Origin of the sequence: Caldalkalibacillus salinus, from assembly GCF_016745835.1 — a bacterium.
Classification (GTDB): Bacteria; Bacillota; Bacilli; order Caldalkalibacillales; family JCM-10596; genus Caldalkalibacillus_A; species Caldalkalibacillus_A salinus.
Map to the genome: position 1 here is coordinate 1 of NZ_JAERVL010000070.1, position 322 is coordinate 322.

The window sequence follows — 322 nt, forward strand, 5'->3', positions numbered from 1 at the left end:
TACCGTCAAGAATTTTGTGTAAGCCCGTAGGGCTATCCTTCAGAATGAAATATATTTGAACCTTCATCATCCTAAAAACGACATAATAATGAAAAAAGGTTCAGTCAAGGGCACCGAATGGTGGGCGAAGCCGAATCCTTGACGGGTTCTTTTTCATTATTACCATCTAATATGGATGATGAAGTTAGTCACCATAACGTTCTACAAACATGTCTTGTAAAGCACTGAAGGCAGAAGCAAAGCCTCTTAGTTTACGTTCTGACCATGTGTCATTTAAGTTTTGGACAGTCAGATAAACAATCTTTTCAGCTGCTTTAATGTC

At 38.5% G+C, this 322-nt stretch carries 1 pseudogene; it reads right to left on the reverse strand.

The features are described 5' to 3' along the window. Positions 1-184: 184 nt before the first annotated feature. Positions 185-322 (reverse strand): annotated as a pseudogene (locus JKM87_RS17720) (IS256 family transposase); the annotation flags it as partial.